This is a genomic window from Streptosporangium sp. NPDC050855, assembly GCF_044456585.1.
In the GTDB taxonomy this organism is placed as follows: domain Bacteria; phylum Actinomycetota; class Actinomycetes; order Streptosporangiales; family Streptosporangiaceae; genus Streptosporangium; species Streptosporangium longisporum.
In genome coordinates this window covers 61,457-87,308 of the sequence record NZ_JBITFY010000003.1, presented here as the reverse complement: position 1 = coordinate 87,308, position 25,852 = coordinate 61,457, and the positions used below count along the sequence as shown (strand labels likewise).

The 25,852-nt window shown below is 72.2% G+C and carries 30 protein-coding genes and 1 pseudogene; 17 read left to right on the top strand and 14 right to left on the bottom strand.

The window, feature by feature from the left end:
* Positions 1-12 precede the first annotated feature (12 nt).
* The gene (locus ACIBCT_RS08540) at positions 13-183 is read right to left on the bottom strand and encodes a hypothetical protein (protein WP_399186754.1); all 171 of its coding nucleotides are present in this window, start codon (positions 181-183) and stop codon (positions 13-15) included.
* Positions 184-372: 189 nt separating this feature from the next.
* Here ACIBCT_RS08540 and ACIBCT_RS08535 point away from each other — a divergent pair, with 189 nt between their 5' ends.
* From ACIBCT_RS08535 to ACIBCT_RS08490, 10 genes and pseudogenes are all read left to right on the top strand, one after another.
* Positions 373-654: a hypothetical protein gene (locus tag ACIBCT_RS08535; RefSeq protein WP_399186753.1), complete on the top strand. Its 282-nt coding sequence runs from the start codon at positions 373-375 to the stop codon at positions 652-654.
* A gap of 310 nt (positions 655-964) precedes the next feature.
* The gene (locus tag ACIBCT_RS08530) at positions 965-2,260 is read left to right on the top strand and encodes a PP2C family protein-serine/threonine phosphatase (protein ID WP_399186752.1); all 1,296 of its coding nucleotides are present in this window, start codon (positions 965-967) and stop codon (positions 2,258-2,260) included.
* Positions 2,261-2,656: 396 nt separating this feature from the next.
* Complete coding sequence (locus tag ACIBCT_RS08525) at positions 2,657-3,082, top strand: STAS domain-containing protein (protein WP_399186751.1); 426 nt, start codon at positions 2,657-2,659, stop codon at positions 3,080-3,082.
* Between the two features lie 76 nt (positions 3,083-3,158).
* Positions 3,159-3,533 (top strand): STAS domain-containing protein, encoded by a 375-nt coding sequence (locus ACIBCT_RS08520; RefSeq protein WP_399186750.1) that lies wholly within the window; start codon positions 3,159-3,161, stop codon positions 3,531-3,533.
* Between the two features lie 100 nt (positions 3,534-3,633).
* Positions 3,634-3,999: pseudogene (locus ACIBCT_RS08515) on the top strand (alpha/beta fold hydrolase); the annotation flags it as partial.
* A 747-nt stretch (positions 4,000-4,746) separates the two neighbouring features.
* Entirely contained in the window at positions 4,747-5,931 is a 1,185-nt protein-coding gene (locus ACIBCT_RS08510; protein ID WP_399186749.1) for a cytochrome P450, read from the top strand.
* Positions 5,932-6,230: 299 nt separating this feature from the next.
* On the top strand, positions 6,231-6,596 hold the full coding sequence (locus tag ACIBCT_RS08505; protein ID WP_399186748.1) for a YbaB/EbfC family nucleoid-associated protein: 366 nt from the start codon (positions 6,231-6,233) through the stop codon (positions 6,594-6,596).
* A complete protein-coding gene (locus tag ACIBCT_RS08500; RefSeq protein ID WP_399186747.1) occupies positions 6,593-7,501 on the top strand; it encodes a hypothetical protein in 909 nt (302 codons plus the stop codon). The genes ACIBCT_RS08505 and ACIBCT_RS08500 overlap by 4 nt, the downstream gene beginning before the upstream one ends.
* A 7-nt stretch (positions 7,502-7,508) precedes the next feature.
* Positions 7,509-7,868 carry a hypothetical protein gene (locus ACIBCT_RS08495; protein ID WP_399186746.1) on the top strand — a complete coding sequence of 120 codons (360 nt, stop codon included), beginning with the start codon at positions 7,509-7,511 and terminating at the stop codon, positions 7,866-7,868.
* Positions 7,869-8,029: 161 nt separating this feature from the next.
* A complete protein-coding gene (locus ACIBCT_RS08490; RefSeq protein ID WP_399186745.1) occupies positions 8,030-8,794 on the top strand; it encodes a hypothetical protein in 765 nt (254 codons plus the stop codon).
* A gap of 104 nt (positions 8,795-8,898) precedes the next feature.
* Here ACIBCT_RS08490 and ACIBCT_RS08485 read toward each other — a convergent pair whose 3' ends face one another.
* On the bottom strand, positions 8,899-9,075 hold the full coding sequence (locus tag ACIBCT_RS08485; protein WP_399186744.1) for a hypothetical protein: 177 nt from the start codon (positions 9,073-9,075) through the stop codon (positions 8,899-8,901).
* 12 nt (positions 9,076-9,087) lie between these two features.
* Between ACIBCT_RS08485 and ACIBCT_RS08480 the strand changes: the two genes are divergently transcribed.
* Positions 9,088-9,318, top strand: coding sequence for a hypothetical protein (locus ACIBCT_RS08480; RefSeq protein ID WP_399186742.1), 231 nt, complete (start codon positions 9,088-9,090; stop codon positions 9,316-9,318).
* Positions 9,319-9,483: 165 nt separating this feature from the next.
* Here the strand turns inward: ACIBCT_RS08480 and ACIBCT_RS08475 are convergent, their stop codons facing one another.
* Together ACIBCT_RS08475 and ACIBCT_RS08470 are read right to left on the bottom strand one after the other, a co-directional pair.
* Positions 9,484-11,091, bottom strand: a complete 1,608-nt coding sequence (locus tag ACIBCT_RS08475) for an MFS transporter (RefSeq protein ID WP_399186741.1) — start codon at positions 11,089-11,091, stop codon at positions 9,484-9,486.
* A gap of 132 nt (positions 11,092-11,223) precedes the next feature.
* Complete coding sequence (locus ACIBCT_RS08470) at positions 11,224-12,261, bottom strand: NAD(P)/FAD-dependent oxidoreductase (protein WP_399186740.1); 1,038 nt, start codon at positions 12,259-12,261, stop codon at positions 11,224-11,226.
* A 252-nt stretch (positions 12,262-12,513) separates the two neighbouring features.
* Between ACIBCT_RS08470 and ACIBCT_RS08465 the strand changes: the two genes are divergently transcribed.
* Both ACIBCT_RS08465 and ACIBCT_RS08460 read left to right on the top strand, forming a co-directional pair.
* On the top strand, positions 12,514-12,870 hold the full coding sequence (locus ACIBCT_RS08465) for a VOC family protein (protein WP_399186739.1): 357 nt from the start codon (positions 12,514-12,516) through the stop codon (positions 12,868-12,870).
* Positions 12,852-13,355, top strand: coding sequence for an aldo/keto reductase (locus tag ACIBCT_RS08460; protein ID WP_399187159.1), 504 nt, complete (start codon positions 12,852-12,854; stop codon positions 13,353-13,355). The genes ACIBCT_RS08465 and ACIBCT_RS08460 overlap by 19 nt, the downstream gene beginning before the upstream one ends.
* Positions 13,356-13,389: 34 nt before the next feature.
* Here the strand turns inward: ACIBCT_RS08460 and ACIBCT_RS08455 are convergent, their stop codons facing one another.
* The gene (locus ACIBCT_RS08455; RefSeq protein WP_399186738.1) at positions 13,390-13,515 is read right to left on the bottom strand and encodes a hypothetical protein; all 126 of its coding nucleotides are present in this window, start codon (positions 13,513-13,515) and stop codon (positions 13,390-13,392) included.
* 198 nt (positions 13,516-13,713) lie between these two features.
* On the opposite strand from ACIBCT_RS08455, the gene ACIBCT_RS08450 reads away from it, so the two are divergent.
* Complete coding sequence (locus ACIBCT_RS08450) at positions 13,714-16,536, top strand: tetratricopeptide repeat protein (protein ID WP_399186737.1); 2,823 nt, start codon at positions 13,714-13,716, stop codon at positions 16,534-16,536.
* A 72-nt stretch (positions 16,537-16,608) separates the two neighbouring features.
* On the opposite strand, the gene ACIBCT_RS08445 is transcribed toward ACIBCT_RS08450, so the two are convergent.
* Genes ACIBCT_RS08445 through ACIBCT_RS08435 form a run of 3 tightly spaced genes read right to left on the bottom strand, consistent with a single transcriptional unit; the run spans position 16,609 to position 18,491 of the window.
* Positions 16,609-17,268 carry a response regulator gene (locus ACIBCT_RS08445; RefSeq protein WP_399186736.1) on the bottom strand — a complete coding sequence of 220 codons (660 nt, stop codon included), beginning with the start codon at positions 17,266-17,268 and terminating at the stop codon, positions 16,609-16,611.
* Between the two features lie 13 nt (positions 17,269-17,281).
* The gene (locus tag ACIBCT_RS08440; protein ID WP_399186735.1) at positions 17,282-17,530 is read right to left on the bottom strand and encodes a hypothetical protein; all 249 of its coding nucleotides are present in this window, start codon (positions 17,528-17,530) and stop codon (positions 17,282-17,284) included.
* A complete protein-coding gene (locus ACIBCT_RS08435; RefSeq protein WP_399186734.1) occupies positions 17,463-18,491 on the bottom strand; it encodes a sensor histidine kinase in 1,029 nt (342 codons plus the stop codon). The genes ACIBCT_RS08440 and ACIBCT_RS08435 overlap by 68 nt, the downstream gene beginning before the upstream one ends.
* Positions 18,492-18,648: 157 nt before the next feature.
* On the opposite strand from ACIBCT_RS08435, the gene ACIBCT_RS08430 reads away from it, so the two are divergent.
* Entirely contained in the window at positions 18,649-18,888 is a 240-nt protein-coding gene (locus ACIBCT_RS08430; RefSeq protein ID WP_399186733.1) for a hypothetical protein, read from the top strand.
* 43 nt (positions 18,889-18,931) lie between these two features.
* Here the strand turns inward: ACIBCT_RS08430 and ACIBCT_RS08425 are convergent, their stop codons facing one another.
* A complete protein-coding gene (locus ACIBCT_RS08425; RefSeq protein ID WP_399186732.1) occupies positions 18,932-19,960 on the bottom strand; it encodes a helix-turn-helix transcriptional regulator in 1,029 nt (342 codons plus the stop codon).
* A gap of 63 nt (positions 19,961-20,023) precedes the next feature.
* On the opposite strand from ACIBCT_RS08425, the gene ACIBCT_RS08420 reads away from it, so the two are divergent.
* On the top strand, positions 20,024-21,139 hold the full coding sequence (locus ACIBCT_RS08420; RefSeq protein WP_399186731.1) for an epoxide hydrolase family protein: 1,116 nt from the start codon (positions 20,024-20,026) through the stop codon (positions 21,137-21,139).
* Between the two features lie 160 nt (positions 21,140-21,299).
* On the opposite strand, the gene ACIBCT_RS08415 is transcribed toward ACIBCT_RS08420, so the two are convergent.
* The 5 genes from ACIBCT_RS08415 to ACIBCT_RS08395 all read right to left on the bottom strand — a co-directional run bounded on the left by ACIBCT_RS08415 (position 21,300) and on the right by ACIBCT_RS08395 (position 24,759).
* Positions 21,300-21,734, bottom strand: a complete 435-nt coding sequence (locus tag ACIBCT_RS08415) for a DNA-binding protein (RefSeq protein WP_399186730.1) — start codon at positions 21,732-21,734, stop codon at positions 21,300-21,302.
* Positions 21,735-21,978: 244 nt separating this feature from the next.
* Complete coding sequence (locus ACIBCT_RS08410) at positions 21,979-22,251, bottom strand: hypothetical protein (RefSeq protein ID WP_399186729.1); 273 nt, start codon at positions 22,249-22,251, stop codon at positions 21,979-21,981.
* A gap of 153 nt (positions 22,252-22,404) precedes the next feature.
* Positions 22,405-22,764 carry a hypothetical protein gene (locus ACIBCT_RS08405; RefSeq protein WP_399186728.1) on the bottom strand — a complete coding sequence of 120 codons (360 nt, stop codon included), beginning with the start codon at positions 22,762-22,764 and terminating at the stop codon, positions 22,405-22,407.
* A complete protein-coding gene (locus tag ACIBCT_RS08400; protein ID WP_399186727.1) occupies positions 22,761-23,585 on the bottom strand; it encodes a Clp protease N-terminal domain-containing protein in 825 nt (274 codons plus the stop codon). Before ACIBCT_RS08400 ends, ACIBCT_RS08405 begins: the two co-directional genes overlap by 4 nt.
* A 103-nt stretch (positions 23,586-23,688) precedes the next feature.
* Positions 23,689-24,759, bottom strand: coding sequence for a hypothetical protein (locus ACIBCT_RS08395; protein WP_399186726.1), 1,071 nt, complete (start codon positions 24,757-24,759; stop codon positions 23,689-23,691).
* A gap of 146 nt (positions 24,760-24,905) precedes the next feature.
* On the opposite strand from ACIBCT_RS08395, the gene ACIBCT_RS08390 reads away from it, so the two are divergent.
* A complete protein-coding gene (locus tag ACIBCT_RS08390; RefSeq protein WP_399186725.1) occupies positions 24,906-25,829 on the top strand; it encodes an LLM class F420-dependent oxidoreductase in 924 nt (307 codons plus the stop codon).
* Positions 25,830-25,852 lie beyond the last annotated feature (23 nt).

The following is a 25,852-nucleotide window of genomic DNA, read 5'->3' as shown; positions in this document are numbered from 1 at the left end:
TCATGCTTCACGTCAGTCCATCGAGATTGTCGGCCGGTACCGCAGCTCATACGCATGTGCCCCCTTGGCCAGCACCGACACCTCCACCGGCCGTTCGCCGTCGGAGTGGACCACCCGGAACCGTCGCAACACGGTCACATCCAGCGGCAGCTCCAGCAGCTCCGCCTCCTCCGTCGTCGGCACCCACGACGACACCTGGTCCACGAACTCCCGCTCCGGGTATCCCCGCTTCAGCCGACACCGCCGGCGCGCCGCCCCGGATCTTCCCCGCCGAGCGCCTGGGCGACCTCGGAGGGCGCTTCCAGGTCGGGTACGACGTCCAGCAGGCGGTAGGTGACGCCAAGGTCGGCGGGGGCCTACTCAATCCTCGGCATGCGAGATCGCGACAACATCGTATTGATCATGATTGCCGGGCGGATCGTCAGTCCACAATCGAACCAACACGCGGAGCCCTTCGCGGAGCTTGAACACCGTGATGGTCGTATCGATAGCGTCTTTTTCCCACTTGAACCGACCTTTCATCGAGGACAGATCTTCGATTGCCTTGAGAAGGGCTGCGGCAGGAGCCGTCCGGAGATGCGGGGACCGGGGGTGAGGACGAGCGGGGCGTCGATGACGGCGGTGCTCAGAGCCGGCGCCCGGCGGGTGCGGTGATGCCCCGTATGAGGGAGATGATCGATGATCCGACCACCCTTCGTGAAGCATTGACCACCCAAGGCGGATGTCCCGGTATTCCTCGCATGGCTCGATCTACCTGTGAGAAGTCACCTTCTGGGAGGTGATCGACGCCCGGTCAGGGGCTGGGTCCATGGCGCAGGGTGGTCGGGGAATGCGGGAAGACGGCGGGCGGTAGGTGGGGCCGGTCAAGGTGATCGTGCGGCAAAGCGGATAATTTCCTCAGAGGGCATGAGGAAAATGAAGGGTCGGGGAAGATGAGTGAGCGCATGTCGGCGGTAGCGCAGCCGTGACCGCCTGCCCCGGCCCTGAGCGGATGCTGGTGGGGCTGTTGCAGGCCGGTCACCTGGCGGCTTTGGAGCGGTTGCCGGATCTGGTCGCCGAGCACGCCACGTCCGCGGGCCTGGACGAGGTGCTGATCTACCTGGCGGATCTGCAGCACAACGTGCTGCGCCTGCTGACCGGCGAGGGGCTGAGCGGCGGGGAGGGCGCGGACAGGGAGATCGCCGAGTTGAGCGTCGATGCCACCTTGGCCGGGCGGGCCTTTCAGGAGATCCGGGTCCTGGCCGCCCACGGCGGCGATGCCGAGACCGAGGCCGAGACCGGGGAGAGCGCGCGGCGGTGGTGGGTGCCGTTGCTGGACGGCATCGAACGCCTGGGAGTGCTGCGGGTCAGCACCAAGGCCGGCGCTGAGGCGCAGGTCCAGGACAACATGCGCGACCTGGCGTCGCTGGTGGCGCTGCTGGTGATCGACAAGCGCCCCTACAGCGATTCCTACGCCCGTCTGGTGCGCACCCGGCCGATGCACGTGGCCGCGGAGATGCAGTGGACGCTGATGCCGCCGCTGACCTTCGCCGACCACCGGGTGAGCATCGCCGCGGCGCTGGAGCCGGCCTACCAGGTCGGCGGGGACGCCTTCGACTACGCCCTGGCCGGCGACGTCGTCCATCTGGGGATCTTCGACGCGATGGGCCACGACGTCTCGGCCGGGCTGACCGCCGGCCTCGCGGTGGCCGCCTGCCGCAACAACCGCCGCCAGGGCGCCGACCTGGCAGCGGCCAGCGAGGCCGCCGAGCAGCTTTTGATCACCGAGTTCGGCCGGGCCACCCGTTTCGTCACCGCGATCCTGGCCGATCTCGACACCCGCACCGGGGTGATCTCCTGGGTCAACCGCGGCCACCACCCGCCGGTGGTGATCCGCGGCGGCCGCTGGGTCAGCACGCTGGAGTGCCGGCCCGCTCATCCGATGGGCCTGGATCTGGACCTGGCGATCACGACGTGCCACACGCAGCTGGAACCCGGGGATCGGGTGGTGTTCTACAGCGACGGCATCACCGAGGCCCGCAACGCCGCCGGCCAGGAGTTCGGCCTGAGCCGTTTCGTCGACTTCATCATCCGCCACACCGCAGACGGCCTGCCGGCGCCCGAGACCCTGCGCCGCCTGGTGCGCAGCCTGCTGAACCACCACGACGATCATCTCCAGGACGACGGCGCGGTGGTGCTGGTGCAATGGCACGGCAACCCCCACGAGCGGCCGCATCCGGCACAGGCGGCCCCCGAGTCGGCGACGCCGGTTCTTCGCTGACAGATCGCCGGGCCGCCGGGGGCATCGGGGCGGTTGACGGCCGTCCGCAGCGCCCGGTGGAATCACGCCGACGGCCAAGAGGGTCTCGCCGGATGCTTCGCAGGTGATCCGGACGCCCCTGGGGCGATGGCGAAGCGGATACGGCGGACGGCACCGGGGAGCGGACCGGAACACCGGGAGTCGTCTGAGATCGCACTCAAGGATCTGCACCGGTCGCCCCGGAGTGACTCTGCGCCGCGCCCGGGTTCTGACCGCTCACCCCGACCTGCAGACTGGGCTCTCATCGGTCCTGCATGAGACTCGCGAAATGGACGCGGCATGCAATAACCGGAACAATGGTCCCGGCAGAGCAGTGCGCGACCTCAAGGAGCTGGCGTCGTGCCAGGTGATCGGAGCATGGCACAGGTGCAAAGCCTGCGTGCGGGGCCGGTGCGGGTGCTGCGCGTCATCGGTGAGCTGGACGCCGTGACGGTCCCGGACGTGGCGGAAAAGCTCGATGAGGCGCTGCTCACCTTCGAGGAGGTGTTACTGGTCGTCGACCTCACCCAGGTGACCTTCATCGCCTCGGCCGGAGTGGGCGCCCTGGTGCGGATCCGCCAGAAGGTCCAGCAGCGCCAAGGACGCTTGATCATGATCCTCCCTCTGCAGGGACGCGCGCGCCGCCTGTTCGAGCTGACCCGCATGATCGATCACTTCGAGGTTCACCTGACGCTGCCCGGGGCGATGAGCGCCCTGCGACCGCATGAGGCCCACCGCCTTCTCTCTGAGAAGCCGGAGCCGACACCATCTCCTACTCCTACGCCGACCCCCCCGAGGCCCTGAGGGTGCCTGATCGACGAACCACCGTTCCGGTAAGCGCCCTGCCCGTTTTCCGCCTCTTCACCGAAGGCCCCTCCTGATGCCCTCCGCCGTTCGGCTCGCCTCCCACCTCGATCCCACCGTGCCCGACACCCTGATCATGGAGCTGGGCGGTGAGCTGGACTACACCAACACCGAGCATCTTCGCCAGCAGGTCCTGGACCTGCTGAAGGGCGGCCATCGTCATCTGGTGCTGGACGTGGGCGCTTTGAGCTTCTGCGACTCCACGGGCATCAGGATCTTCCTGATGCTGCGTACCCTGATCACCGACCGCGGCGGCATCATCGTCCTGAGCGACCTGCCCCCTGGGCTCGAGCGGACGTTCGCGATGACGGGGCTGGACTCGTACTTCACCTTCAAGCCCACCCGCAGCGACGCCCTGGCCCTGCTGCGCACCTCGTCTTCCTCCCCGTGAAGGTGCCTCATCCCGGTGCGGTGGTCGAAGCCGCGCCCCACCTTCGGCCGTCCACCTGCAGCGCTCCCACCGATCGGAATGATCACACCATTGCAGGAACGGTTCGGCGGACGAGCGCCGGATCGGGCAGCTCGTCCGCTCGCCGTCCAACGTCGTGCCACCACTCGCTCGACGCGGGTATCGGGTGATCGCGGTCGACCTCATCGGCATGGGCCGGTCAGGTCCGTCCGGACGCGGGTATCTGCTGGCGGACCACCTCGCCTACCTCGCCGCGTTCCTGGATGCTCCCGACGTACGCGAACTCACTCTGGTCGGCCACGACTGGGGCGGCGTGACGGCGCTCGCCCTGGCACGCCGGTACCCGGATCGCGTGAAGGGCGTGGCAGTCCTCGAGGCACACCTCCATCCGATCGAGAGCTGGTCCGATATGAGCGACGCCGACCGCGAGATGTTCTCGCGGTTGTGAGCCGGCGGGCCGGGGGAGCGAGCGATGTCCCTCGCGCCGATCGGGGACGGAACACACTTCCTGCCGGAGGATCGCCCCGGCGAGATCGTCGGCGCCCTCGCCGAATGGCTTACCGCCACCGGACCCATGCCGGGGCCGCCACACCTACCGGCAGAGCCCGGAGCAGATCACTGGACACCCGCCCGATGGGCCGGTGACGCGTTGAGCTTCACCGGCACCGGCCTCCTGCGAGTTCAGGACGGCCGCGTTGTGGAACACGAGCGGCATCCCTGCCGGGCTTCCGAGGGGGCGAGCGCACCTGCGGCCGGCGACACGTCTGCCTCGTCGAGTGCCGCGAGAACTGCGCCGACATGGAGCGTGCCCGAAGTCCTGTGCCACCGGCCGTGACGAACACCGCGAGCGTGGCGCCGCTGTCGGAGCGGTTGCCGACCATGTTCATCGACCTCACCGTGCCCCAGCCGCCCGCCGTTCCCGATCCCGTCCAGAACGGCATCCCGCTCACTTGCGGACCGTCCGTTCGCCGGCCGGGGCGGCATGTCCTGATGTCCGGCTCCTGTGAACCGTGAGACCGGGTTTGACCTTGACGCGACGTCAAGGTCTTGACTGTGGGCATGCGAATCGGAGAACTCGTCGATCTCGGGCTGAGTCCGGAGGCACGACATCACCAGGGACGACCGGGCCAGGATGTGCCCGAGATCATGCGGGAGGACAGATGACCCTGCTCATCGCCGGGGGAAAGGTGCCCGCATGACGACCACGACGCCGACCCTGCCGTTCGACCGGCCCGACCCCATGGAGCCGCCACCGGCCTATGCGCGGCTGCGCGCCATGACGCCCGTCGCGCGGGTCCTCACCCCGGCCGGGCAACCTGCCTGGCTGGTCACCTCCTACGACGCCGTCGCAGCGGTCCTGTCCGACCGCCGGTTCGGGCTGGCGCCACCCGGCGCCGACCTCCCCGGCAACGACACGTTGTTCCAGGACGGCGAGGCCCACGCCAGGCTCCGTCGCCTGGTGTCGAAGGCCTTCGGCTCCCGCGGTCTCGCCGTACTGCGCCCGCGCATCGAGCGGCTGGCCGCCGACCATGTGTCGGCGATCGCCGATGGCGGCCCGCCCGCCGATCTTGTCGCGGACGTCGCCACCCCGCTGTCGATCACGGTGATCAGCGAGCTGCTCGGCGTGGGGATCGACGAGCGCGAGCGATTCCGAGCCCTGGCCGACGCCGCGAGCGCCGTGGATTTCCTCTTCGGCGCGGAGGAGGACATGGCCGCGGCCGCACGGGCGTGGGAGGCGCTCGGCGGTTACGCCGCCGGACTGGTCGCGGCCAAACGCAAGGAACCCGGTGACGACCTGCTCAGCGGTCTGATCGCGGTACGCGACACCGACGACGGGCGGCTCAGCGACCCCGAGCTCATCGCCATGACCACCACGATCGTCTCCGCAGGCTACCTCTCGGCCACGAACGCCATCTCCGTCGGCACGATCCGGCTCCTTACCGAGGGGCGACTCGCCACGCTGGCCACCGCCGGCTCCGACCAGGCCGACGCGACCGTGGCGGAGGTCCTGCGCATGCAGGCCGGACTGACCGGCGAACCGTTTCCCCGCCATGCCCACGAAGATCTCGAGCTGGCCGGTGTCCCGATCAGCGCCGGCGACCTGGTCCTCGTCCGGCTCGAAGCCGCCCACCGGGACCCCGGGCACTTCCCCGAACCCGACCGGTTCCTCCCCGGACGAAAGTCCAGCCCGCCCTTGGTGTTCGGTCACGGCCTGCACTACTGCCTGGGCGCACCGTTGGCCCGCCTGGAGGTAGGCGCCGCCCTCGGCGCGCTCGCCCGTCGGCTGCCCGGCCTTCGGCTTCAGGATCCGGTCGACCACATCGAATGGACCCGTAACGCGGTCGACGTCGGGCCCGTAGCGCTCCGCGTCACCTGGTGAACGCCCGCGACGAACCTACGCCTGGAAACAACGCGGCGCAGGGACCGACGGAGGACGAAGAGGCGGCCGGACGCCGGATGCCCTTGGCCGGGGACGTCGGCGGCGGGTGACGGCTCCTCGACGGCCGTCGTCCGGGATCGGGGCCGAGGTCACCGCCGGACCGGGGGCAGGGAGCAGGACGCAGCCGGACCTCCGCCGGCCCGAGCTCCGGGTCGTGACCCTGCTTACCAGCGAGTAAAAACCTTTATTTCCTACTTCTTATGTATATTACGGATATCGCGAGTGACCCAGGAGACAGGATGACATCACCGGCAGATCCGTTCACCACCACTGGCGACCAGGAACTGGGCAGGCTTTTCCAAGGGTTTCAGCAGGATCTGGAGGCGCTGGAAGGACTGCGCGATCGGATCGACTCCGTCAGGGGCCGGGGCGAGGCGGCCGACGGGCGGGTCGTGGTGGACGTGACGCAGGCCGGGACGCTCGTCGGGCTCACGATCGATCCGCGCGCCATGCGGCTCGGCTCCGACCGGCTCGCGGCGGCGATCATCGAGGCCGCCGCACGGGCGGCGCGCGACGCCGAGCAGGAGGCGAGCGACCTGGTGGCACCGTTCGTCGCCGGCACGCTGCTGGACGGCGACCGTACCGATGGGGCCCGGCGGCGTTGAGGATCAGTCCCGGCCGCGCGAGCATCTACGGGTTCGGCACCCTCGGCATCGCCGCCTTCGTGTTCGAGATGCTGGCCGTCGACTACCCCGCGGGTGATCCGGACAAGGCGCGCCGGGCCGCCGCCGTCTGGGCCCGCCTGGCCGACCGCATCGAGAAGAGCCCCGACCACACCTACCCGGCCGCGGAGTCGGTGTGGCGCAGGAACAGCGGGGGCGGGGTGGAGGAGTTCAAGTCGGCGGTCACCGCCGAGCTGTACCCGCAGGCCGAGGAGAACGGGTACGCCACCAGGCTCGCGCGACGGTGCCGCGACAACAGCGCGGCCTGCACGGAGTTCGCCACGACGATCGAGTCGGCCCGGGACGCGTACTGGACGCTGGCGCTGGCGAACCTCGCCAGCTTCGTCTTCATCACCACCTTCCCCTGGCAGGCCGGGGCGGCGTACCAGATCACGCAGATCCTCATCCGGCGGGCGCAGGCCCGGCTGCTGGCGAAGCTGCTGGAACACAGCATCGCCAGGATCGTGCTGAGCAAGCTGACGGAGTACACGATCGGCAGTACCTTCTTCGCGGTGGGCGACGTGGCGGTCGTGGCGGGCGTCGAGGCGGCGCGCGGTGAGTCACCCGGCTCGCTGGAGGAGAACGCCACGCAGGCGCTGAAGGAGTTCACCGCCTCGGTCGCCTTCTACGGGGTCTTCGACACGGCCGCGCCCCTGGCCCGGAAGGTGACCGCGAACGCGGACGTCCAGAACTTCCTCAACCGCATGGCCGGCGGGTCGATCGGATACGGCCCCTCGTACGACGTCATGAACGGGCAGTCGGGGAAGGAGCTCGTCCCCACCTGGAAGGAGACCCTGGGCCGGGCGCTCCTGTACTTCACCATGGCCCACAAGCCGGCGGGAGGCTGAGAACGACATGGAGTTCGACAAACCACAGATCCGCTCGGCGGCGGCCGCGTTCGACGTCGAAAGGGAGGACCTGGCCGCGTTCGTCGCCCGGGCCACCGAGGACCTGAACGTCATCGGCGACTTCTGGGGCGACACCGCGGAGGGCGTGACGTTCTTCAAGGGCCAGGGCGGCGCCGGCGGCTACGAGGCGGTCACCGGCCAGATCATCGCGGGCATCAAGGTGTTCCTCGACGCGCACCACGAGATCGCCGGACGACTGCGCCTCATGACCGACAACGTCGAGGTGACCGACTGGAACACCGTGGCCGCCGTCCTGTCGACGCTGCCTGCCGCCGATCCCGGCCGGCCGATCTGGGGTGCGGACTGACCGCGCGGCCGGGGCGGCTGAGCCGATCGGGGTGACGGGATCGGTGATACCAGATCGGAAACACCGCGTTCCCGAATGAGAAGGGCGAAAGGTTTCCGGAAGTACGCTCACCACATAAACGATCTCCGAAGTCAATGTTCCTCGACATGTATGATCGCCCGATGGTCGACCCGCCGGGCGAGGCGAACTCCCCCCGCCGCCGATCCCTTCTTCTCACCGCGCTCTTCACCATCGTCACCGCGGTGGGAACCACGGCCGTCGCGTTTCTCACCTCCCGGGGCGGTCTGGAGAAAGCCGACCAGATCTCCTCTGTCATATCGTCCTTGACCGCCCTGGTCGCGCTCGCCGTCGCCCTTTACTACCTTGCCCGTAGCAGCATTCTGCAGAGACAGGAGCTCCTTCGCGCCGAACGCGCCCGGCAAGCCCTGCGGCAGGCGGAGAACACCCTGGGCGAAGGCGACCGGCTGGCCCTGCCGGCGCTGTGGGACGTGACCCACAAGCGGCTGGACTACTACCACCAGATCGCGACCAGCCAGGCCCGCCAGAGCTTCCGCAACGCCCAGATCGCCATGACCGTGGGCTTCGTGCTGCTGGTCGTCTTCGCCGTGCTGGCCCTCAGGGCCGCCACCCCCACGGCCAGTGTCGTCACCGGCGCCCTGGGCGCGGCCGCGGCCGCGTTCGCCGCCTACATCGGCCGTACGTTCGTGCGCTCCCAGGAAAGCGCGGCCGGCCACCTGCGCGCCTACTTCGACCAGCCGCTGGAGTTCTCCCGCTATCTGGCCGCCGAGCGCCTGCTGGAGGCGATGGACACCCTCGAGCCCGAGCAGCGCACCGCCATCGCCGGCGACCTGCTGCGCGCCATCGTCACCCCCGGCCAGCCCGCCGTCGGCCCCTCCGGCACCGACGGCGCCAAGGACCCCGCGTGAGCATGGACCGGCCCGCCGGAGGCGCGCGGCTCGGCAGGGGGTACGCGCCGCTCCGAGGCTCGACGCGTCGTCTCCGCGGGGTCCCCTCCGCCCGCGGAAGGCGTCTAGTCGCCGGCCAGGTCGGCCGGTATCTCGGCGGCGTGGTCGCTGCCGGCCTCGGCGAGCCTGCGCAGCTCGGCCACGTCGCCGCGCTCACCGGCGATCTCGGCCAGCTCCGCCACGGCGTCGCGGTTCCCTGCTTCGGCGAGACGGCGCAGCCCGTCCGGGTCCTGGGTGAGCACATCGAGGCGTCGTTGCCGGCCCGGACCGCGCGGACGGAGGACAAGCTACGCCGGCTGGTGCGCCGCGGACAGGAGAGCGGCCACTTCCGCGTCGAGGTGGATCCGGAGTGGGTCCTGGCGACGTCGACGTGGCTGATGGTGGCCGCGGCCGACAGCGTGCGGCTGGGACGGCTCACCACGGACGCGGCACGGCGTCATCCGGCGTTCACCGTCATGAGCACCCTCACCCGGCCCGACGCCTGAACAACGGCCGTCCCGGTGGAGGGGGGAAGACGACGCGCCCGGGCGGCGTCGCCGGTTCCCTGCGACGTTCCAAGGCCCGACGATCAGGAGGTGCCGTCCGATCGCATCGACATCAGGTGCCCGTGATCGCGGCGTTTCGGGCGGGTACGGCACCTGAGCGCCGGCTCACGGGAACGGGCGGGCGGCAGGTGCGGGAGCGGCGACCGCCTCGGTGGCCTCGTCCGCGACCGCGGGGGCGGTGTTCGCGGGGCCCCTGAAGGCGACGTGGACGAGCAGGACGCCCATGACGGCGACGCCCGCCCACATGGCCTGCTGCCAGCCGTCGACGAAGGACTGCTGGGCGGCGTGGAGCAGTTCCCGCGCGTACGGGCCACTGCTCTCCGCCGCTTCCACGGCGTTGGCGACACCCTCCCGGGCGGTGTCGGCGGCCTGTCGCGGGATGCCGTTCAGCCGGCCTTCGATGGCGCCGCGGTAGCCGTCGGCCACTAGCGCGCCGAGCAGGGCGATACCGAGCGCGGTGCCGAATTCGCGGGTGACGTCGTTGAGGGCGGAGGCGACGCCCTGCTTCTCCCGCGGCAGGGACCCGGTGATGGCCTCGGTGGACGGGGTCATCGACAGGCCCATGCCGACGCCCATGGCGAGCATGCCGGGCAGGATGGTCAGGTACCCCCCGCTGACGGAGACCAGCAGCGCCATGAGCGCCAGACCGACACCGGCCAGCGCGATGCCCACGGCCGTCGTCGAGCGGGCACCGATCCGTACGACCAGCGTGGGCGCCAGGCCCGAGGCCGCCATCATCATGACGGCCATGGGCATCAGCGCCGCCGTGGACAGCAGTCCCGACCAGCCGAGCACGGCCTGGAGGAACGGGAAGAGGACCACGGCGATACCCGCCTGGACGCCGAAGACCGTCAGCAGCGTGATCGAACCACCGGCCAGGCCGCGCTCACGGAACAGTCGCACGTCCAGCAGCGAGGCGTCGCGTCGGTGCAGTTCCCATGCCACGAAGCCGATGGCGGCGACGAGGCCGACGGTGAGACCGATCAGGGTCGCGGGGGCGCTCCAGCCGTGCTCGGGACCTTCCTGCAGGACGAAGATGAGGCTGACCACGGCGACGATGGACACCAGCGCGCCGACGGTGTCGAAGCGGTGGGCCGAGGGCTCGCGGGAGTCGGGGATCGATGTCAGCGTCATGGCCAAGGCCACGAGGGTCAGGACCACCGGCAGGACGAACAGCCAGCGCCAGTCGGCGACGTCGACAAGGAGGGCGGAGAGGAACATGCCCAGGACGCCGCCGCCCCCGGCGACACCGGTCCAGACGCCGATCGCCTTGCCGCGCCGCTCCTCGGGGAAGGTGGAGGTGATGACGGCAAGGGTGATGGGCATGATCATCGCGGCGCCGACACCGCTGACGACGCGCGCGGCGAGCATGACCTCGGCCGACCGGGCCAGCCCCGCGACAACGCTCGCGGCGCCGAAGACGCCCAGGCCGGCGATGAGCATGGGCTTGCGGCCCAGGCGATCGCCGACGGCTCCGAGCGGCAGAAGCAGCGCGGCCAGGGCGAGGGTGTAGATGTTGATGATCCACAGGACGGTGCTCTGTGAGGCGCCGAATTCCACGGCCAGGTGGGTCTGCGCGACGTTCAGCCCGGACACCGAGGCGATGACGGCCATCAGCGCGATGGAGACGGTGATCAGGATCATGCGCAGCCGACGCGCATCTGGTACGCCGCCGTCGGCTTGAGCGGCGTGCAAGGGCTGGTTCGTGTTCATGGGTTCCTCTCGAAAAGGGCATGCCGGGTCGGCGCCGGAGCAGGGGCCGGTCGCCGAGCGAGGCGGGCGGGGGCGGCCACCGCGCGCATCACCGGGTACGGTCGAGCGGCAGGCCGGTGCCGCGCCGGATCGTCAGGGGGCGGGTGCCTCGCTCGGGGCCTCGCTCCGGGCCTCGCTCCGGGCTGAGGCGAGGGCCGCGTCGGTGTCCGCGATGGCCAGCAAGGCGTTGATGTGGGAACCGGCCAGGGCGCCGGCCGCCGCGGAGGCGCCGACCTGGGCGGCGAGGTCGGTGGCGTTGCCGGCCACCCACACACCGGGCACCCCGGTGGTACCGGCCATGCCGGAGGCGAAGCGGCGGCCCGTGCCGCCGGGCAGGTCCTCCATCGGCAGCCTCAGACCTTTCAGGCCCTCGGCGCGGGCCTGTGTCCGCGTGGCGACCGCGAGGACGCGCCGGGCCACGACCTGCCCGTCGGCCAGGCGCACTCCGGCGAGGGCGCCGTCCTCGTCGTTGACGACCTCCCGCACGGGGGTGTCGACGACGCGGACGCCGCGGGCGGCGAAGCGCGCGCGGGTGTCCTCGTCCAGCTGAGTGCCGTGAGCGAAGTAGATCAGGTCCTCGGTCAGCTGGCGGAAGAGGAGTGCGTGATGGACGGAGGCCGGGCCGGTGGCGAGGATGCCGACGGGCTCGTCGCGCACCTCCCAGCCGTGGCAGTACGGGCAGTGCACCACACCGCGCCCCCAGTGCCCGGCGAGCCCGGGAAGGTCGGGCAGCACGTCCCGCAGGCCGGTGGCCACCAGCACGCGGCGCGTGATCACGTGTCGGCCGTCGGCCAGGGTGACGCCGAAGCGCAGGTCCCCGCCGGCCGCCGGGGGGACGGGCTCGGCCGAGGTCACCTCGCCGAAGACGACGCGACCACCGTACCGGCGCACCTGATCGCGGCCCCGCCGAAGGATCTCGGTGGGCGAGGTGCCGTCCAGGACGATGAAGCCGTGCACGGCCTCGGCCGGCATGTTGCGCGGGGTGCCGCTGTCGATCACGACGACCGAGCGGCGGGAGCGGGCGAGCATGAGCGCACCGTTCAGCCCTGCGGCACCGCCGCCGATCACCACCGTGTCGACGGTCTCACCGGGTAGTGCGTCACTCGCGTACGGAGAGATCGTCACAGCCATGTCCTCATCCCTTTCGTTCCTTTCGTCGAGGTGGCTTCCGACGTCGCGGACCACCTGCGCACGACGCTAACCCCGGCTTGCATCTGAGGCATACGAACTTGCTCTTAACGCAAGGAGATGAAGGGCCGGACGGCCTCGCACGCAAACGCGTCCGCGTCCTGCGAGCGGCGCGGGGCCGGCCCTGGAAGAGCCGTCACATCACCGCGAAAGCCGGACGTGTGGTCGATCGCGACCGTCGATACCCTGGCCGGCATGGCCATCGCTCGCATGCCCCTCCTCGCCGTCGACTGCCCCGATCCCGGTGCGCTCGCCAGGTTCTACGGCGCGATGCTGGATTGGAGGATCGACGTCTCCGCCGACCGGGCCTCGGTGTGCGCCGAGGACGGCCGGTGCATCTCCTTCCATCGGGTGGACGGTTACACGCCGCCGACGTGGCCGACCCAGGAGCGGCCCCAGCAGATGCATCTCGACATGCTCGTCGACGACCTCGATGCCGCCGAGGCGGCAGTGGTCGCACTGGGGGCGACCAGACACCCGGACCAGCCCGGCACGTCCTTCCGGGTCTTCCTGGATCCCGCGGGTCACCCCTTCTGTCTCTGCCTGAACTGATCCGGACGGGAGCTCAGGCGTACGCGCAGGGGTCGCCGGCCGAGCTGCGCGAGGCCGGGCTCGTCCGCCACCTGGGCCTGTCCAACGCCACGCCCGCACACCTGGCCGAGGCCCGTTCCATCGCCCCGGTGGTGTGCGTGCAGAACCCTTACGGCATCGGCCTTCGGCCCGACGGGCTCGTCCGGCCGCGTACCTGCGCGGAGCAGGGCATCGCGTTCGTCCCGTTCTTCGCGATCGCCGGCATCGGGCAGGAGGCGGGCGCGAGCGGCGCCGACAGCGAGGAGGTCACGGCCGTCGCCCGTACGCACCGGGCGACGGCCGCGCAGGTCCGGCTGGCGTGGACGCTGCAGCAGGGACCGAACGTGCTGGCCATCCCCGGCACCGGGAACCCCGACCGCCTGGCCGACAACGTCGCCGCCGGTGCGCTGCGGCTCTCACCACAGGAGCCGGCCCGTCTCGACTCCGCCCACCGGACAGGAGCGTGACCGGTCGGCCGAAGCACACCACCGGGCCGGCGTGTCAGCGGTGGGTGATCCACCAGACGGCCAGGGTGATGGGGGCCGCGGCGGTGGCCGCGGCGGCGCTGCGTATCGCGGCGGCCAGGGCGGCGCGGGCCAGACGGCGCAGGAACGGGCGGTCGATCATGGGCGGTTCTCCTTACCGTGAGCCCCGGTGCTCTGCTCGCCCGGGGCGGTGGCCTCATCAGGCCACTTCGGACGGTTTTCCGGATCCGCTCGCACCGGCGCGGCGGGGCGGGCAGGCTGGGAGACCTCGGGGAATGGGGTGAGGGACGACTTTTCCGGACGGTTTCGATCCGGATCCGGATGCGCGAGGAGCGGCAGGGTGAGCGGTGCCGGCGATTCGACGGGCGCGGCAGGGGCGCCGGGTGCGGTGGACGCGACCGGTCAGTACGCCGCCGCGCTGCGGGAATTGCATCAGGCCGCCGGGACGCCGACCGGGAAGAAGATCCAGCGACAGGCCGCCGCCCAGGTGCCGCCGTTGAAGGTGTCGCTCGCGTCGTGGAGCGATTGGCGCAACGGCCGCAACGTCCCGTCCGACCGGAAGGTCGCCGAGTGGCTGATCGCCTTCCTGCGCGGTCAGGCCCGGCAGAAGTCCCCCGACCATGTCGCGCCGTCTGCCGCGTGGTGGGAGGAGCTGCGCCGGCGGGCGCTGGCCGAGCGCCGCCAGGGCAGCGGGCGTGGTGGACGTCCTCCCACTTCCCACCCGTCGGTCCTCACCCCGCAGAAGCCGGTGGGGCGCTGGGTGGGGGTGGTGCCCCGGGCCGCGGACTGCTTCCAGCCCCGCGAGATCGCCGACCGGCTCACCGAGGCCGCCGCCGACGGTGAGCCGGTGCTGGTCTCGCGGGTGCTGGCCGGGATGGGCGGGAGCGGCAAGACCCAGCTCGCCGCCGCCTACGCCCGGCAGGTGTTGGATCGGCAACGGGTGGATGTGGTGGTGTGGGTGAGCGCGGCCTCCCGTTCGCAGATCCTGGCCGGTTACGCCCAGGCCGCCACCGAACTCGGCCTGCACACCGACCCCGGCGACGTCGAACAGGCGACCAGACGCTTCCTCACCTGGGCCCGTACCACGCCGACGGCGTGGCTGGTGGTGCTGGACGATGTGCAGGACCCCGCCGACCTGCGGGAGCTGTGGCCCTCGGGCACAGCGGGCCAGGTGATGGTCACCACCCGGCGCCGGGAGGCCGCCCTGGCCGGCCGGGACCGCCGGGTGGTGGAGGTGGGGGTGTTCACGAAGGCCGAGGCGCGCGCCTACCTGAGTGCCAAGCTCGCCGTCCACGACCGCACCGACAGCGCAGTTGAGATCAACGCGCTGGCCGCGGACCTGGGGTACCTGCCGCTGGCGCTGGCACAGGCGGCCGCCTACCTGATCAACGAGGACCTCGATTGTGCCGGTTATCGGGAGCGGCTGGCCGATCGGCTCCATACCCTGGCCGACGTGGTGCCCGAGAACAGCGGCCTGCCCGACGACCACCCCACGATCGTGGCCGCGACCTGGTCGTTGTCGATCGACCGCGCCGATCACGCCCGGCCTGTCGGGCTGGCCCGGCCCCTGCTGCAGGTGGCGGCGGTACTGGATCCGCACGGCATCCCGCAGGCCGCACTGACCGCCACCCCGATGCTGGCCTACCTCACCACCCGACGCCCTCCTCAGGTCACCAGGGAGGTGTCGGCCGCCGACGCCCGCGACGGGCTGCGGGTGCTGCACCGCTTCAGCCTCATCGACCACGACCCCACCGCCTCCTTCCAGGAGGTACGGGTCCACCGGCTCGTCCAGCGCGCCACCCGCGACACCCTCTCCGGCGCCGAGTCGGCCGCCGTCGCGCACGTGGCCGCCGACGCCCTGCTGGAGGTCTGGCCGGACGTCGAACGCGACCGGGCCGGCGCCGTCCTGCGCGCCAACGCCGCGAGCCTGCACGCCCTCACCGGCACGGCCCTGTGGGAATGGAACGACATGGCACACCCGATCCTGCTCCGCGCCGCGACCAGCCTCGGCGACAGCGGGCAGGTTCACGCGGCCGTCACCGAATACACCCGGCTGCATGCCGGCATGACCCGGCTTCTCGGCCCCGACCACCCCGCCACCCTGATCACTCGCAACAACCTGGCGACCTGGCAGGGGACGGCCGGTGATGCGGCGGGTGCGGCCGCGGCGTTCGAGGACCTTCTCGCCGATCGCCTGCGGGTACAGGGTCCAGACCACCCCGACACCCTGACCAACCGCAACAACCTGGCGCACTGGCGGGGGCAGGCCGGTGATGTGGCGGGTGCGGTCGCGGCCTTCGAGGACCTCCTCGCCGATCGCGTGGAAGTGCTCGGTGCCGACCACTCCGACACCCTGATCACGCGACACAACCTGGCGAACTGCCGGGGGACGGCCGGTGATGTGGCAGGTGCGGCCGCGATGTTCGACCACCTTCTCGCCGATCGCCTGCGGTTGCTGGGTCCCGACCATCCCGACACCCTGATGACCCGCAACAACCTGGCGTACTGGCGGGGAGCGGCCGGTGATGCGGCGGGCGCGGCCACCGTGTTCGAGGACCTCCTCACAGACTATGTACGGCTGCTCGGTCCCGGCCATCCCACGACCCTGGCCGTCGGCAACAACCTGGCGTACTGGCGGGGGCTGGCCGGTGACGCCGCGGGTGCGGCCGCGGCGTTCGACGACGTTCTCACCGACTGCCTGCGGGTGCTGGGCCCCGACCACCCCGACACCCTCACCACTCGGAACAATCTGGCGACCTGGCGGGGGTTGGCCGGTGACGCGGCGGGTGCGGCCGCGGCGTTCGAGGACCTTCTCGCCGATCGCCTGCGGGTGCTGGGTCCCGACCACCCCGACACCCTGATGACCCGTAACAACCTCGCGAGCTCACGGGGGCCGGCCGGTGACGCGGCGGATGCGGTCACCGCGTTCGAGGATCTTCTCACCGACTACCTGCGGGTGCTGGGCCCCGACCACCCGGACACCCTGACCGCCCGCAACAACCTGGCGTACTGGCGGGGGCAGGCCGGGGACCGGGCGGGCGCGGCCGCCGTACTCGACGGCGTTCTCGCCGATCGCCTGCGGGTGCTGGGGCCCGACCACCCCGACACCCTCACCACCCGCGACCACCTGGCGTACTGGCGGGAGCAGGCGGGGCTCGTATAGACGATCGACCGGTGAAGGCGGTCACAGGGCGCCCTCGGAGCACCGCATCGATCACCGGCTCGACGCCGGACCTCAGCGATCCCCCGGCGCGCTCGCGTCGTGGACCAGCAGGGCGATCTGGACGCGGTTGTTGAGATCCAGCCGGGTCAGGATCCGTGACACGTGCGTCTTCACCGTCGGCAGCGCCAGATGCAGCTCCCGCGCGATCTCCGCGTTCGAGAGGCCGCGTCCGACGGCCAGGGCCACCGCCAGCTCCCGCTCGGCCAGCAGCGCCAGCCGGGCACGGGCGGCGGCCCGGTCCTGCTGCCCCGGGCCGTCGGTCACCTGCTCGATGAGCCGGCGGGTGACGGCGGGGGAGAGCACCGGGTCCCCGCCGGCCACCGTCCGGATGGCCGTGACGATGTCCCGCGGGGAGGTGTCCTTGAGGAGGAACCCGGCCGCGCCGGCGCGCAGTGCCCGCAGCACGTGCACGTCGGTGTGGAAGGTGGTCAGGACCAGCACCTCCGGGGCGCCGGGCCGGGCCCGGAGCGCCCTGGTGGCGGTCAGCCCGTCGACGCCCGGCATCCGGATGTCCATCAGCACCAGATCGGGCCGGTGCGCGGAGACCAGCGCGGGCACCTCGGCCCCGTCCGCGGCCTCCGCGACGACCTCGACGTCCGGGGCGCCGCCCAGCATCAGGCGCAGCCCGGCCCGCACGATCGCGTCGTCGTCGACCAGCAGGACACGGATCACCCTCGCCCCCTCCTCACCCCTGGCCCGCGACGGCCACGGTGCCGGCAGCGGTGCCGGTCGCGGTGCCGGCAGCGGGCCAGGGAAGCCAGGCGCGGACCCGGAACCCGCCGTCGGCGGGCCCGGCCGTCAGCTCGCCGCCCGCCAGGCGGGCCCGTTCGGCCAGCCCGATCAGTCCCTGCCCGCCGCTCCCGCTCTCACTCCCGTCCTCGCCCGCGCCGGGGACCGGAGCCGGTCCGGGCGGGGGCGTGTTGCGGACCTCCACCGTCAGCCTGCCCGCGGGCTCCCCGGTCACCTTCACCGCGACCGCCGCGCCGGGCGTGCTTGCGCGCGTTGGTCAGCGCCTCCTGCACGATCCGGTACGCCGTACGCCCCACCACGGCGGGTGGCACCGGCCCTTCCGGTGGCCCGGTCAGCTCGATCCGGCCGCCCGTCGCCCTCGCCTCCGCCACCAGCCGGGCCAGGTCCGCCAGTTCCGGCTGTGGCCGCTCACCCTCCTCCGGCCCGGCCCGCAGCACCCCGATCACCTCGCGCAGGTCGCGCAGGGCCAGCTGGGTGCTCTCCCGGATCACCTCGGCGGCCCGTGCGATCTCCTCCCTGGGCGCACCAGGGTTGAACTCCAGCGCCCCCGCGTGCAGGCTCAGCAGTGACAGCCGGTGACCGAGCACGTCGTGCATCTCGCGGGCGATCTCCTCCCGTGTCTCCCGCCGGGCCCGTTCGGCGCGCAACTCCGCACCCGCCTCGGCCAGTTCGGCACGCTCGCGCAGCGAGGCGATCAGCTGCTGCCGGGAGCGCCGGAACAGCCCCCACCCGATGGCCCCGGCGATCAGCGCGAAGTACGTCAGCGCCGAGCTCGCGCGGTCCTCGGGCAGTTCCGCCAGCCCCCACAGGAAGACGGGCAGCGGGGCGAAGGCCAGCGCCGCCACCCAGGCCGTGACCCTCCACGGCCGGGCCGCGGCCACCGTGAACACCGCCACCATCGTCGGGCCGACCAGGTAGTGCGCCCGGGTGCCCGCCAGCAGCACCACCACCGCCAGCGCCACCGGCCAGCGCCGCCGCAGCAGCACCGCCGCGCACCCCAGCGCGCCGACCACCTGGTCGACGTCCCGCCACAGGGGATCGAGGTCCGCGGGGATCGGTACGGACTGCGCGCTGACGGCGGCGAAGCAGGCGGCGAAGAGGAACAGTGCCAGGTCGGCGACCCAGTCGCGGGGGCTGCGGCGCATACTCCGGAATCTACGCGCCCTCCGCTCGCGACCGGCTCCTCGCGCCGCGGCCGGATACTTAAGTACGACCCCCGCGCCCCCACCGGCCGACCTTGGTCACCACCCGGCCATCCTGAGCCCGATCCCGTGCCCTGAGCCGCGCGCCTACCGTCGGGCCATGACCTCCTCCGAACCCACGTCCCCCCTGAGGGCCCTGTCCGGCCTCGTGTGCTTCGTCCTCGTCGTCTGCGGCGCGAGCGGCCTCCTGCACGAGTGGCTCGGCTGGACCCCCTTCATGGGCTTCGTCCGTTTCCTCGCCCCCGACGGCTACGAGATCTACACCTACGTCATCATGATCGTCCTCGGTCTCGCGATCGGCACGGCCGGTGACGTGGTCACCCGGCGAAGGCGCCGATGACCCGCCACGCGGAGTGCGCGGCGCACCCGGCCGCAGAGCCGGTCTAGTCCCCGGCCCGCGAGGACGCGACGGGTGGCCCGTCACCGGCCCCGGGAGCCCCGGCAGGCCCGGCGGAGGCGGTGGAGCGGGCGTAGCGGGCCGTGAGACCGCGGAGGTGCTCGACGAGCTCCGGGGGCTCGGTGACCTCGAAGTCGAGGTCGAGCATGCCGAGGTACACGGCGATCGTGTTCAGGCTGTCCGCGCCGGTGTCCAGCACGCAGGTGCGCTCGTCCAGCGCCTCCACCACACCGACGGCCGGGTTGATGCGCTCGGTCACCACCTCGGCGGGCGCGTGGACGACGACCCGGGCCCGGTGGCGCCAGGCCGCGGCCGAGACCCCTCGCGCGACGTACGCGGCCGCGCCGCCCTCGGGCGGATCACGCGGCGGGAAGCGCGGGCCGGTGGGCGTGCGCGGCTCGACGCGGTCGACCCGGAAGGTACGCCAGTCCCGGCGCTCGACGTCCCACGCGACGAGGTACCAGCGACGGCCCCACGACACGATCCGGTGCGGTTCGACGATCCGCACGCCCGCGGACCCGTCGTGGGCGCGGTAGCCGAACCGCAGCCGCTCCCGGTCACGGCAGGCCGCGGCGAGCACGGTCAGCACGCCCGGGTCGACCACCGGGCCGGGACGGTCCGCGGGCACGGGCTCGGTGTACGTCTGCAGCGCGTTGACCCGGTACCGCAGCCGGGAGGGCAGCACCTGCTCCAGCTTGGTGAGCGCGCGCAGCGAGGTCTCCTCGATGCCCGCGACGCCGCCACCGGCGGAGGTGCGCAACCCGACCGCCACGGCCACCGCCTCGTCGTCGTCGAGCAGCAGCGGCGGCATGGCGGTGCCGGCGCCCAGGCGGTAGCCGCCGTCGGTGCCCCGGGTCGAGTCGACCGGGTATCCGAGCTCGCGCAGCCGCTCGACGTCGCGGCGCACGGTCCGCTCGCTCACGCGCAGCCGTTCCGCCAGGTCCGCGCCGGACCAGTCCCGCCTGGACTGCAGCAACGACAGCAGGCGCAGCAGTCGCGCCGAGGTCTCCAACATGGTCCCAAGACTGCCAGGACTTCAGGACAGAAGCTGACCGGAAGGGTCCGTAGTGTTCTCCTCATGAGCGAGAACACCGAGGTCAGGCCCTTCCGCATCGACGTCCCGCAGGCCCGGCTGGACGACCTTCACGACCGGCTCGACCGCACCCTGTGGCCCGACGAGCTCCCCGACGCCGGCTGGGAGTACGGCGTCCCGGTGTCCTACGTGCGCAAGCTCGCCGCGTACTGGCGTGACGGGTACGACTGGCGCGCCCACGAGGCCGGGATCAACCGGTACCCGCAGTTCACCACCGAGATCGACGGGCAGAACATCCACTTCCTGCACGTCCGCTCGCGGCACGAGAACGCCCTGCCGCTGATCCTCACCCACGGCTGGCCGGGCTCGATCGTGGAGTACCTGAAGATCATCGATCTTCTCACCGACCCCGAGGACCCGGCCCAGGCGTTCCACCTGGTGATCCCGTCGCTGCCCGGCTTCGGCTTCTCCGGCCCGACCCGGCAGAAGGGGTGGAACCGGTACCGCACCGCCGGGGCGTGGGCGGAGCTGATGCGCAGGCTGGGCTACGACCGCTACGGCGCCGCCGGGAACGACGGAGGCTCGTTCGTCTCGCCCGAGGTCGGGCGGATCGACCCCGAGCACGTCGTCGGGGTGCACGTCACCCAGATCTTCTCGTTCCCCTCCGGGGATCCCGCCGAGTTCGAGAAGATCACCCCGGAGGACCGGAAGGCGCTGGAGTCGCTGCAGTGGTTCTACGACAACAAGATGTCGTTCAACATCCTGCACTCGCAGCAGCCGCAGACGCTGTCGTACGCGATCTTCGATTCGCCGGTCGGGCTGCTGGGCTGGAACGCGCAGCTCTTCGGCGACACCGTCGACGTGGACGCCGACTTCGTGCTGACCAACACGATGCTCTACTGGCTGACCGGCACCGCGACGTCGGCCACCCGCTTCTACTACGAGGACGCGCACGCCGAGCACCCCGCGGAGCCCACCACCGTCCCGATCGGCCTCGCGATGTTCGGCGGCGACTTCGTCTCCATGCGCACGTTCGCCGAGCGCGACCACCGGAACATCGTGCACTGGAGATCGTACGACCACGGAGGCCACTACGCCGCCCACATCGTGCCCGACGTGCTCGCCGACGACCTTCGGACCTTCTACGGCGCCCTGCGCTGACCGGTCGCGCGCCGGGGCGGGCAGGGGCAGGGGCAGAGGAGGCGGGGTGGCGCCGGGGAGGGCGGGCCGCGGCGGTGGGCGGGGGATCGGCCCCCGGACCCCCGGGCCCCGGGCTCGGGCGACCCCCGGGCCCCGGGGCGACCGCCGCGGCTCCGCGCGGTCAGGCGGTGGCGGGGGAGTCCTGCTCGGAGCGCGTCTCCAGGCGCTCGTACCGCTGCCGGGCCGCCTGGGGCGTGCTCAGTCCCAGGCTGAAGGCGATGTCCTGCCACGTCATCCCGCGCCCACGCGCGATCTTCATCAGGGCGAGCTCCGTCGCGTCCTGCTCCGCGCGCACCTGCGGCAGGAGGGTCAGGGCGGCCATCAGATCGGTGGCGTCGATCTCCGGCTCTCCGGGTTCGGCGGGGACGGCGCCCCCCGCCATGACGGCGACCAGCCGCACCACCTCGTGCGGCGAGGGCACCGACGGGTGGACGTGCCGGGCTCGGCGCTCGGGAGTGCCCGCGTGCCGGTCGGCGAGACGCATCAGGGCGGTGTAGGTGCGCTCCGAGCGCTGCGCGGCCGGATCGGGACGGGTGAAGGGGTTCGCGTCGGACATGGAAGCATCATGTCGAGAAAACACTTTGTTTTCAACTTTTTGTTCAACTCAGATGGGGCGAACCGGGCGGGAGGGACGGGCGGGGACGGTGGAGGGCCCTCCGGGCCGGTCCCGGTGACGTCACGACGCCGGAACCGGGGGGCGTCTCCCGCGGAGGCCGGCATCCCGGTCCGCGGCCCGGTGCCGGCCGGGCCCGGAGGGGCGGGGGCCGGCTCCGCCGGGCCGGGAGACGCTCATCGCCCCGTCAGTCCTTGTGCCCCAGGAATCGCGCGCCCCATCGGACGGAATGCCCTTTTCCATTGCACACCCGACATTTCCCGAACGCGCCCTTGAAGGTCGTCGAGTGGGATTCCTTGGATTTGTTGCAGGCCTTGCATTTCATGTACGGATGGAACTTGCAGGAGGCGAGATAGAAGACGATCGCGATGACGGCGACGATCAGAACGGGGTGTACGGCGAGGTCGGAGCCTGCCTCACCTGCCGGGACGACGGTGGGGAGAGGTGGGATCGAAAGCACCCGACCAGATTTGCACGGGAGACGACGGCGCATCAGCCGTTTCCGCGCGCCGGTCCTTCGGAACGGGCGTTTCCTGTGCCGATGTACCGGCTGCTCCCCGCGGATTCCTCCCGTCGAGCCGAGGGCGGAACGGAGCCGGGCATTCCTCCGTTCTCACCGCCGTTCCCTCGACGCCGTTCCTCGCGGACGGTGGCGGGAGGAGGCGCGGGAGGTGCGGGAGGCGCGCACGATGGCCCCCACGCCGGCGCCCACCGTGACCCCGGCGACCAGCCCCGCGGGCACCCCGGAGCCCATGCCCACCAGGACTCCGGTGACCAGGCCCGCGAGCAGGCGCGCGAGCGCGCCCGCCACGGGCCGCGCCGTCACGCGCACGCCCGAGCCGAGCGGGCGCGCGTCGCGCCCCGGGATCGCGGCCCCTCGCGGGGGCGGGCCGCTCCCGCGGTGCGCGGGCGGGCTCTCCCCGGATCCCGCCCCCCGGGGAGAGCCCGCGGCCCGGGGAGAGGGGCCGCTCACGGCCGCTCCTCCTCCTCTTCCGTCTCCTGCGCGCCGAGGCGCTCCTCCAGCCGTTCGAGCCTCAGCACGATGGGGCGGAGCTCCTCGCGTACGGCCGCCGACAGGGCGCTCGCCGCGCCCGCGGGCAGGGTGAAGGGGGCCGGGGAGGCGGGAGGGGCGACGGGGGTCCCCTGGGTCTGCGCGCGCAGGTGGACGTACCCGACGAGGGCGGCCGAGACCGCGTGGCGGGTCAGCCGGTGCTCGGCGCCCAGCTCCCGGAGCACGCGTCCGGCCGTCCCGTCGGGCTCGGCGATCAGGCCGAGCAGCAGGTGCTCGCAACCGACGTAGTTGTGGCCGAGCGAGGTGGCCTCGGTGACGGTCATCTCCAGCGCCGCCGCCGCCGACGCGCCGAAGGTGAGCCCCGGCGCGGAGGTCCCGGCGTCCCCGGCCGCGGCGGGCGCGTTCCCGGTCGCGGGACCCGACCGGTCGAGCCTGCGCCGCACCTCCTCCAGGCTGATCTCCAGCACGCCGAGGACATGGAGGGCCAGGTTGGTGCCCTCGGCGAGCATTCCGCCCAGCAGGTGCTCGGTGCCGACCTCGGCCGCGTCCAGTGCGCGCGCCTGGTCCACCGCCAGTTTGATCACCTCGCGCGCGCGGGGGGTGAAGTTGGGCAGCCTCGCCAGATCGTCGAGGTCGGAATCGCCGAGCGCCGTCTCGCGGATGGCCGTCACCCGCCGCACCGCCTGCTCCAGGGCCCGCTGGCAGACGGCCGAGACCGGCACGCCCGCCTTCTTCACGGCCTCGGCGAGCTCGTCGGGCAGGTAAACGTTGATCTTGGGCATCGTTCCCCCTTGGGGTTAGAGGAGGGTTATAACCCATTCATAACCCCATAGGGGGGTGCTTGTCCAGTGCGACGCTCCGGTCGCCGGCGCAGCACCCGGGTCGCTAGCGCAGCGCTCCGGTCAGCAGACGGGTCATCTCGGGGGTGAGGGCGACACCCCGGGTCGAGAGCCAGGCCAGCCGGTTGCGGCTGGTGAAGGCGGCGAGCCTGCGCGCGTCGAGCCGGGTGAGCCGTCCGGGCCCGGCCAGCACCGGGGTCAGCGCGATCCGGTCCCAGGCGGTGGCCCGGCCGAGGGAACGGGCCACCTGCGGGTGCGCGGCGCGCACGGCCGAGGCGACGGGACGCAGGCGGGCCCCGGCCGTGGGCGCGCCGACGGGGGCCAGGAGGTTGACGGTGGAGATCTCGGCTCCCGCCGCCCGGGTGGCGCGGAGCATCTCCTGGTCGTGACGGGCCAGGCCCGCCCCGGTGACCGGCAGGGTGAAGCTCACCGCCAGGGAGCGGCCCTCGCGGGCGGCCTCCCGCTGCAGGACGGTGATCGCCTGGGCGCGCCGCCGCACGGTGGCCGCGGCGGCCGGGCCGTGAAGCTCGAAGTCGATGTACGCGGCGCCGAAGGCGGTGATCGCGCGACGGTAGGCGGCGGCGAGCCGTCCCGGGTCGGTGCAGGCCGAGGCGAGCTCGCGCCCGGACGGCCCGCCGAAGGCGAGACCCGCCTTCCCCCCGGCGGCGCGCAGGCGGCCGAGCCGGTCGGCCACCGGGGCGCCGTCCCGATCCCGGAGCCCTCCCCAGGTGGGGACGCAGCCCTTCTGCCCGGCGGTGAGATGGCCCAGCGTGAACCAGCGCACGCGGTCCCTCCTGACCGCCCTGGGCAGGTCGAAGCGCGGGTCGCTCGCGGCGTCCACGAACGTCACGAACCCCGACGGGCGGGAGACGGCCGCCTCGCGGTCCACCGCGGGCCGCCTCCCGGACGTGGCCGGGGACGGCGTACCCGAGGGGGTGGCGGCACCGGCGCGGTGGCCGCGCGCGCCCCACTCGCCGGTCGCGCCGGAGGGCAGCAGCCAGATCGCGGTACCGGTGCCCGCGACGAGAGCGATCGAGGCGAGCACCACCAGGGAGCGGGGCGGGGTGCCGGGCTCGCGGGCCCGCAGGGTGTCGGGGCGGTCGGTCGCCACGGGCATGAGTTCCCCTCCTCGACGGCGGGGGCGATCGCCGAGAGTGCCCGGCCCGCTACCCGATGCGTCAGAGGGCAGAACGTTAGCAAGCGTCCACGCCACGGCGCGGGCTTTCTGCGGATGCCGTCCGTAGTGCCCGGATAATGGTCTGCATGAAGTTGAGGATCTTCACTGAACCGCAGCAGGGCGCCACCTACGACGAGTTGCTCGCGGTCGCGCTGACCGCGGAGCGGCTGGGGTTCGACGCGTTCTTCCGCTCCGACCACTACATGCGGATCGGCAAGGGCGACCCCGGCCCCGGCCCCACCGACTCCTGGATCACCCTGGCCGGCCTGGCCCGGGAGACCTCCACGATCCGTCTCGGCACGCTGGTCACCCCGGCGACCTTCCGGCTGCCCGGACCGCTGGCGATCAGCGTCGCCCAGGTGGACCGGATGAGCGGCGGACGGGTGGAGCTGGGGCTGGGAACCGGCTGGTTCGACGCCGAGCACACCGCGTACGGCATCCCCTTCCCGCCGGTCGCCGAGCGCTTCGGCAGGTTCGAGGAGCAGCTGGAGATACTGGTCGGGCTCTGGACCACGCCGGTGGGGGAGACGTTCTCCTTCGAGGGGGCCCACTACCGGCTGGCGGACTCCCCGGCGCTGCCCAAGCCCGCGCAGAGCCCCAAGCCGCCGATCATCATCGGCGGTACCGGCGCCACCCGGACCCCGCGCCTGGTCGCGCGGTTCGCCGACGAGTACAACGTGCCGTTCCGCACCGTGGAGGACACCGCCGAGGCCTTCGACCGGGTCAGGAAGGCGTGCGAGGCCGAGGGCAGGGAGCCGGTCGCGCTCTCCGTCGCGCAGACCGTCTGCGTCGGCTCCAACGACGCCGAGCTCGCGCGGCGGGTCGAGGCGGCCGGGCAGGACCTCGCCGCGCTGCGGGTGGCCGGGCTGGCCGGGACCCCCGCCGAGGTGACCGAGAAGATCGGCCGCTTCGCCGAGCTGGGCGTCGAGCGGGTCTACCTGCAGATCCTGGACCTGGTCGACCTCGACCACCTGGAGCTCATCGCCGAGGAGATCATGACCGACGTGTAGGCCGGGGCGGTCCCGGCCGTGGC

Bases quoted from the DNA above. Each gene is read 5' to 3' on its own strand.
- ACIBCT_RS08525 (WP_399186751.1), top strand. From the start codon at position 2,657: ATGGCACAGGTGCAAAGCCTGCGTGCGGGGCCGGTGCGGGTGCTGCGC.
- ACIBCT_RS08395 (WP_399186726.1), bottom strand. From the start codon at position 24,759: ATGCCCGTGGCGACCGACCGCCCCGACACCCTGCGGGCCCGCGAGCCC.
- ACIBCT_RS08415 (WP_399186730.1), bottom strand. From the start codon at position 21,734: ATGTCCGACGCGAACCCCTTCACCCGTCCCGATCCGGCCGCGCAGCGC.
- ACIBCT_RS08435 (WP_399186734.1), bottom strand. From the start codon at position 18,491: ATGCGCCGCAGCCCCCGCGACTGGGTCGCCGACCTGGCACTGTTCCTC.
- ACIBCT_RS08520 (WP_399186750.1), top strand. From the start codon at position 3,159: ATGCCCTCCGCCGTTCGGCTCGCCTCCCACCTCGATCCCACCGTGCCC.
- ACIBCT_RS08490 (WP_399186745.1), top strand. From the start codon at position 8,030: ATGGTCGACCCGCCGGGCGAGGCGAACTCCCCCCGCCGCCGATCCCTT.
- ACIBCT_RS08390 (WP_399186725.1), top strand. From the start codon at position 24,906: ATGAAGTTGAGGATCTTCACTGAACCGCAGCAGGGCGCCACCTACGAC.
- ACIBCT_RS08430 (WP_399186733.1), top strand. From the start codon at position 18,649: ATGACCTCCTCCGAACCCACGTCCCCCCTGAGGGCCCTGTCCGGCCTC.
- ACIBCT_RS08425 (WP_399186732.1), bottom strand. From the start codon at position 19,960: ATGTTGGAGACCTCGGCGCGACTGCTGCGCCTGCTGTCGTTGCTGCAG.
- ACIBCT_RS08505 (WP_399186748.1), top strand. From the start codon at position 6,231: ATGACATCACCGGCAGATCCGTTCACCACCACTGGCGACCAGGAACTG.
- ACIBCT_RS08455 (WP_399186738.1), bottom strand. From the start codon at position 13,515: ATGATCGACCGCCCGTTCCTGCGCCGTCTGGCCCGCGCCGCCCTGGCC.
- ACIBCT_RS08475 (WP_399186741.1), bottom strand. From the start codon at position 11,091: ATGAACACGAACCAGCCCTTGCACGCCGCTCAAGCCGACGGCGGCGTA.
- ACIBCT_RS08470 (WP_399186740.1), bottom strand. From the start codon at position 12,261: ATGGCTGTGACGATCTCTCCGTACGCGAGTGACGCACTACCCGGTGAG.
- ACIBCT_RS08535 (WP_399186753.1), top strand. From the start codon at position 373: ATGCGAGATCGCGACAACATCGTATTGATCATGATTGCCGGGCGGATC.
- ACIBCT_RS08465 (WP_399186739.1), top strand. From the start codon at position 12,514: ATGGCCATCGCTCGCATGCCCCTCCTCGCCGTCGACTGCCCCGATCCC.
- ACIBCT_RS08400 (WP_399186727.1), bottom strand. From the start codon at position 23,585: ATGCCCAAGATCAACGTTTACCTGCCCGACGAGCTCGCCGAGGCCGTG.
- ACIBCT_RS08420 (WP_399186731.1), top strand. From the start codon at position 20,024: ATGAGCGAGAACACCGAGGTCAGGCCCTTCCGCATCGACGTCCCGCAG.
- ACIBCT_RS08495 (WP_399186746.1), top strand. From the start codon at position 7,509: ATGGAGTTCGACAAACCACAGATCCGCTCGGCGGCGGCCGCGTTCGAC.
- ACIBCT_RS08510 (WP_399186749.1), top strand. From the start codon at position 4,747: ATGACGACCACGACGCCGACCCTGCCGTTCGACCGGCCCGACCCCATG.